This window comes from Vibrio sp. 1978 (assembly GCF_033344345.1).
The window spans coordinates 1-786 of record NZ_JAWPOP010000335.1; the positions used below are offsets into that span (position 1 = coordinate 1).

Consider the following 786-nt stretch of genomic DNA (forward strand, 5'->3'; position numbering starts at 1 on the left):
CATCACGTGAGCTGCGACGACGACAATGCTCGATAGGGTAAAGAGTAATAGCATAAAGCGCCAGCAGAATTTCGCCCAGTCACCCCAGTCGATACGACACACGCCAAGCGTTGCCATTAGGGACGCAGAAGTAGGAACGATCACGTTAGTGAAACCATCACCCAGTTGGAATGCCAGAACCGCTACCTGACGAGTTACGCCAGCGATGTCTGCAAGAGGAGACAACAGAGGCATTGTCAGTGCTGCTTGGCCAGAACCCGAGGTCACGAAGAAGTTGAAGATGGATTGGAACACATACATCAACCAAGCTGCGGCAACATCAGGAAGGCCGCTGATCACGCCGCCTGCGCTGTTCAAAATCGAGTTCAGTACGCTTGCTTCATCGGTAGTACCACCACCTAGAATAAGCAATACACCTTTCGCACAGCCAACCAAAAGAGCAGGAGCTAGCATGATCGCTGCGCCTTCTTTGAATGCGTCCGCCGCACAGTTAAGGGTCATGCCGTTTAGGCGGAAGATCGTACCGATGATGGCAACCACAAAGCCCATTGTGAAGAACTGAGAAGCGATTTCTGGGATGTACCATGCTTTGGCTACTACGCCCCAAACCACCCAAATCGTTGTTGCGATAACCGTTAGAATAACGAGCGTGTCTCCGAAGTTCCAACGAGAGTCGTGGCTACCTAGTTCTTGCTGACGGAAGTATTTATCCGTACGGCGGCTGTAAGAGTACTCAGGATTTGCTTTGATGCGAGACGCATAAACCATCGTAAAGGCGATACCGAT

General features: G+C 51.1%; 1 pseudogene. It reads right to left on the reverse strand.

Annotation, left to right across the window (positions count from 1 at the left end):
* Nucleotides 1-786 (reverse strand): annotated as a pseudogene (locus R8N49_RS26460) (hypothetical protein); the annotation flags it as partial.